Here is a 5140-nt window from a genome sequence, read left to right as displayed (position 1 = left end):
CGCCATGATCCGTTGGCCGAGCGCTATCCCCAGCCCCAGCCGCGCGGCGCCGATCGCCAGGCTGGACAGGCCGACGCGGCGGCCATGCGACGGGTCGGGCGCGCGGTTGCCGCCCGCGGCGGCGAACCAATCCGCCCAGCTCGGATGCGAGGCGTAGTTCGGCCCCCAGTTGGTGTGGATGAAATGGCTCTCATGCACATCGGCGAGGGTGGGCGACCCGTTCCCGTAGCGCTGCCAGAAGTCGGGGGCTGCGACCGGCAGCACCTCGTCATGGACGAGCCTGACCATTTTCAGCGCCGGATAGTGGTAATCGCCATATGAGATACGCAGGTCGATGTTCTGGCGCACCACATCGACGGGATCGTCCTCGACGCGGACATCGATAGCCATTTGCGGAAAGCCGTCGAGCAGCACCGCCAGTCGCGGCGCCAGCCAAAGCTCGGCAAGCGAGAAGGGCACGCTCACCACGAGACGCGTGCGCAAGCCGCCTTCCAGCATGCGCCGGCCGACCGCCGCGATCTCGCCCAGCGCATGCGCCGTCTGCGGATAGATGGCGTGGCCGGCATCGGTCAGCGCGATGCGGTTGCCGTTGCGCACGAAGAGCTGCTTGCCGAACCAGTCTTCCAGGTTGCGGATCTGCTGGCTGACTGCGGCCGAGGAGACGCCAAGCTCGCCGGCGGCAAGCGTGAAGGAGCCGGCGCGGGCCGCGACCTCGAAGGCCCGCATTGCATTCAAAGGCGGAAGCTTTTCCACGCACCATCCTCGAAAGATTTTCTTGGGAGAGCCTAACAATTTTCCCCGTTGCCGCAAAGATTTCCTTGCGGTGTAGTGACCTCAGATTTTGGAGGACGCTATGATCGAAACCATTCTCGACCTGGACCGCTATCCGCTGCACCGCGAGGGCAGCCCTGAATGGCAACGGCTGGTCGACGAGTCCAAGGCCGCGCTTGCGGCCAACGGCATGTTCAACCTGGAAGGGCTCCTGCGCCCCGGCATCGCCGAGAAGGCCGTCGCCGAGATCCGGCCGGTGATGGACACGCGCTCGCATGTCCACAGGCGCATGCACAACATCTATTTCAAGCCGTCGATCCCGGAATTGGCGCCCGACCATCCGGCGCTGCGCAAGGTCGAGACGATCAGCCATACGGTCTGCGCCGACCAGATCGCCAGCAGCACTGTGCTTTCGATCTATGAATACGAGCCGCTGGTGCGGTTCCTGGCGGCGACGATGGACAAGCCGAAACTGCATGTCATGCAGGATCCGCTGGCCCGGGCCAACGTCATGGGCTACCGGGCGGGCGAAGCGCTCAACTGGCATTTCGACCGCTCGGAATTCACCACGACGCTGTTGCTGCAGGCGCCCGAGCGCGGCGGCGACTTCGAGTACCGCACCGACCTGCGCTCGGACTGCGACCCGAATTATGACGGGGTCGCCAAGCTGCTCGAGGGGCGCGACCCTGAAGCAAAAATCCTGCGCATCAAGGCCGGCACGCTCAACGTCTTCCGCGGCAAGAACACCGCGCATCGCGTCACCACGGTCGAGGGCAATCGCGAGCGAATGATCGCGGTGTTCTCCTACTACGAACGTCCCGGCGTGATGTTCACCGATGAGGAGCGGATCGGCTTCTACGGCCGTGCCGCTTGAGACTCGCCAGAGCGATTTTGAAACAGTTTCCACAACTCGCCGATCTCGGTCAAAAAGCTCTTGTTAGATTGTCGACAATCTGCTTGTCTTGCAGAAATTCCTCCCGGGGGTCGACCTATGGCAAAGCTGGATTTCGGTCCGATCGCGGATACGACGCGCAGGGCGGAGATCGTCGCCCTGCTCAGGCGCGCCATCCTGACCGGACAGCTGGAACCGGGGCAGAAGCTCAACGAGCTCAGGATTTCGGAACAGATGCGGGTGAGCCGCGCGCCGCTGCGCGAGGCGATGCGCGAGCTGGTGCAGGAAGGCATCCTGACCAGCATCCCCTATGCCGGAACCTTCGTCATCGACGTCACGGCCAAGGACATCATCGATGCCTATTCGCTCAACAAGGTGCTCGATGAATTCGCCATCGAGCTTGCCTGGCCGCAGCGCGACCCACGCTTCCTGGATGAGCTGGACCGCCGCCACGAGGCGGTGAAGCAGGCGACGCGGGCGGTGGACACCACGCGCCAGATCGAGACGGCGCTGCAGCTGCACGGGCTGATCTACGAGTGGGCCGACAATTCGGTGCTGCTCGAGACCTGGCAGCGGCTGACGAGCCGGCTGCAGATGTACTTCGCCCTGCATCAGCGGGCGCGCAACGAACCGGTGCCGGCCGAGGATGTGCACGAAACCTATGTGGCGCTGCTCAAAGGCGCCGACATGCGCGCCGCCCAGCGCCATGCGCGCGAGCATATCGATCTCGATTTCGAAGAGCTGCTTTCATACGCGCGCGGCCTCGAAAAGCGCACATCGAAGAACTGACAGACGGACAGCAAAGTGAAGATCGAGAGCATCAAGGCCTACCATGTCGTCCAGCCCTTCGTGGACGGGCCTTACCGCATGTCCAAGGGACGCGTCGCCGACTGTTTCGATGCGGTGATCGTCGCCATCACCTCCGACAGCGGTGTGACCGGCTGGGGCGAGATGGCGCCGCTCGGCAATTTCTATTCGGCCGCCTTCCCGGCGGGAGCGCGCGCGGGCGTGCCGGAAATCGCGCCGCATCTCATCGGCCAGGATCCGCGCGGATTTGCCGGCATCGGCCGGCTGATGGACACGGTGTTCAAGGGCCACCCTTACATCAAGTCGGCGCTCGACATGGCGTGCTGGGATCTCGCCGCTCGCGCGGCCGACATGCCGCTGGTGACCATGCTCGGCGGCCGCGAAAGCGATATGGCGGAGACCTATCGGGTCGTCACCCACGGCACGCTCGATCAGATGGCGGCTTTGGCCAAGCGGATCCTTTCCGAGGGCTGCCGCCGTCTGCAGGTCAAGGTCGGCGGCAATGTGCATGACGACATCGAGCGGGTGACGACTGTCGCCTCGGCGGTGCCCAAGGGCACGGTGATCTTCTGCGACGCCAATGCCGGCTGGACGCCCTACCAGGCGCGCCAGTTCGCCGACGCCACGCGAGGCATCGACTACACGTTCGAGCAGCCCTGCACCACTCTGGATGAGAACATGTCGGTGCGCCGCATGCTCGACAAGCCAATGGTGCTGGACGAATCCGTCACGTCCCTCGGCGAGATGCTGGAAATCCACCGCCGAGGTGCCGCCGACGGGCTGACGCTGAAGATCTCGCGGCTCGGCGGCGTGACACAGACACGGCTGATCCGCGACGTCGCCGTGGACCTCGGCTTCATGATCACCGTGGAAGACACAGGCGGCGCCGAGATCGACACCGCCGCCGTGGCGCATCTGTCGCTGTCGACACCGGCAGAGCGCCGGCTGCATGCCATCGCCTTCCACGAATGGGTCACGGTGCGCACGGCAAGGAACGCGCCACCGGTGACCGGCAGCCATATGGGCATTCCCGACGGCCCCGGCCTCGGCATCGACGTGGATCCGGGCCTGCTCGGCGAACCCTTCTTCGAGATCGGCTGACATGAAGATCAGGCGCGTCAAGGCAACCCCGATCAATTACCGGCTGGAGGCCCCTTATGTCTGGGTCTTCGGCGAGCTCGACGGCTTTTCGCCGACCATCGTCGAGGTCGAGACCGAGGACGGGCTTGTCGGCATCGGCGAGGCGCCGGCGCCGGGCGCGGCGGCCATTGTCAACGACGTGCTGGCGCCGAGGCTTGTTGGCCGTGACGCCTTCGACATCGCCGGCGCGGAGGAAGTCTGCCTGCCATTCTGGAGCGGCGTGCAGTCGACCAACGACCGCACCCGCATCATGGCTTTCGGCGCCATCGAGATGGCGCTGTGGGACCTGCGCGGCAAGGCGTGGAAGCAGCCGCTTTACCAATTGCTCGGCGGCGCGGTGCGCAAGGACATCCCCTTCACCGACTATTTCTCGCTGCGCGGTGATGGCGCCAGTGTCAAGGGCGAGAAGACGCCGGAGGAAGTCGCCGACTATTGCGTCGAACTTTATGAGCGCCACGGCACGACCTTCTTCGAGGGCAAGTTCTCGACGCATGATCCGAAAATTTCGATGAAGATGGTCGAGCTGATCCGCAGGAAGCTTGGCGGCGGCGCGATGATCCGCATCGATTCCAACCAGGCCTATTCGCTGGCGACCGCCAGGCAGTTGGCGCGGCCGCTGGAGGAGCTCGGCGTACGCAACTGGGAGGACCCGGTCGCGACCATCAAGGAGATGCGCGAGCTGCGTCGTCACACCTCGATCCCGTTCTCGACCCATAACATCGACGTCGCGCGGGCGATGGAGCTGAAGGTGCCGGATGCCTTCGTCGGCAACCCGACGGCGCATGGCGGCATCAACCGCATGCTGCGCTTCGTTGGCGCCTGCGAGCATGCCGGCATCGACTACTGGTGCTACAGCGGCGACACTGGCATCGGCAGCGCCTGCTACCTGCATCTGTGCGCCGCGCTCGGCTGGATCAGGGAACCCAACCAGTCGCTGTTTCGCATGCAGCCGATGGACATCATCGAAGAAGGCCCGTTCGCGCCCAAGAACAACACCGTGCCGGTGCCGGAAGGCCATGGCCTCGGGGTCACGCTGTCGCAAGAAAGGCTCGCCGCCTGCCATCGCGATTTCGTCGAGAACGGCCCCTGCAACAAATATCACGACCCGGAAAAGCCCGAGGCCTATCGCAGACTGCCGCTGAATTAGGAGGATGTCGAAAAGCTAGCAGGACTTATCCGGAAAAAGGCGGCCACAAGTCGCCTGGCCGACAGACAATTCATCAAGAAAATCTGACTTTTCCGTCCCAACCAGCGGATGGATCGGTCGGAACCGCATGCTACTGTATATCGACCGATACTGATGAGTGCCGGGACAGGAGAACTCCACGGAACTCATCAGTTGGAATGCACTCGCCAACCACAACAACTGGGGAAAGGGCATAGACCCATGAGCAAGAACTATCGCATTCTCGATCTGCTGCGGCGTGGCCGCACGCCCCTCGAAAACCATCTGATCGACGGCCTTGTCGACGGCCGCCTCAGCCGCCGCGAATTCGTCCGCCACGGCAGCCTGCTCGGCCTGTCGCTGCC

5 protein-coding genes are annotated in these 5140 nt (G+C 64.1%); 4 read left to right on the top strand and 1 reads right to left on the bottom strand.

The genetic code is table 11. The features are described 5' to 3' along the window. On the bottom strand, positions 1–753 hold a 753-nt coding region (locus EOA27_RS20965; RefSeq protein WP_127257051.1), incomplete at its 3' end, for a LysR family transcriptional regulator. Positions 754–853: 100 nt separating this feature from the next. Between EOA27_RS20965 and EOA27_RS20960 the strand changes: the two genes are divergently transcribed. The 4 genes from EOA27_RS20960 to EOA27_RS20945 all read left to right on the top strand — a co-directional run bounded on the left by EOA27_RS20960 (position 854) and on the right by EOA27_RS20945 (position 4757). Next, positions 854–1645: a 2OG-Fe(II) oxygenase gene (locus EOA27_RS20960; protein WP_245467176.1), complete on the top strand. Its 792-nt coding sequence runs from the start codon at positions 854–856 to the stop codon at positions 1643–1645. A 117-nt stretch (positions 1646–1762) separates the two neighbouring features. After that, the gene (locus EOA27_RS20955; RefSeq protein ID WP_126078650.1) at positions 1763–2452 is read left to right on the top strand and encodes a GntR family transcriptional regulator; all 690 of its coding nucleotides are present in this window, start codon (positions 1763–1765) and stop codon (positions 2450–2452) included. A 15-nt stretch (positions 2453–2467) separates the two neighbouring features. Further along, entirely contained in the window at positions 2468–3571 is a 1104-nt protein-coding gene (locus EOA27_RS20950) for a mandelate racemase/muconate lactonizing enzyme family protein (RefSeq protein ID WP_126078651.1), read from the top strand. A gap of 1 nt (position 3572) precedes the next feature. Continuing rightward, entirely contained in the window at positions 3573–4757 is a 1185-nt protein-coding gene (locus EOA27_RS20945; RefSeq protein ID WP_126078652.1) for a mandelate racemase/muconate lactonizing enzyme family protein, read from the top strand. The last annotated feature ends 383 nt before the right edge of the window (positions 4758–5140 follow it).

The sequence above is a fragment of the Mesorhizobium sp. M2A.F.Ca.ET.037.01.1.1 genome, from assembly GCF_003998075.1.
In the GTDB taxonomy this organism is placed as follows: Bacteria; Pseudomonadota; Alphaproteobacteria; order Rhizobiales; family Rhizobiaceae; genus Mesorhizobium.
Note: the sequence above shows the minus strand (reverse complement) of the source record. Positions and strands in the feature narration are given on the sequence as shown.

Bases quoted from the DNA above. Each gene is read 5' to 3' on its own strand.
- EOA27_RS20945 (WP_126078652.1), top strand. From the start codon at position 3,573: ATGAAGATCAGGCGCGTCAAGGCAACCCCGATCAATTACCGGCTGGAG.
- EOA27_RS20955 (WP_126078650.1), top strand. From the start codon at position 1,763: ATGGCAAAGCTGGATTTCGGTCCGATCGCGGATACGACGCGCAGGGCG.
- EOA27_RS20960 (WP_245467176.1), top strand. From the start codon at position 854: ATGATCGAAACCATTCTCGACCTGGACCGCTATCCGCTGCACCGCGAG.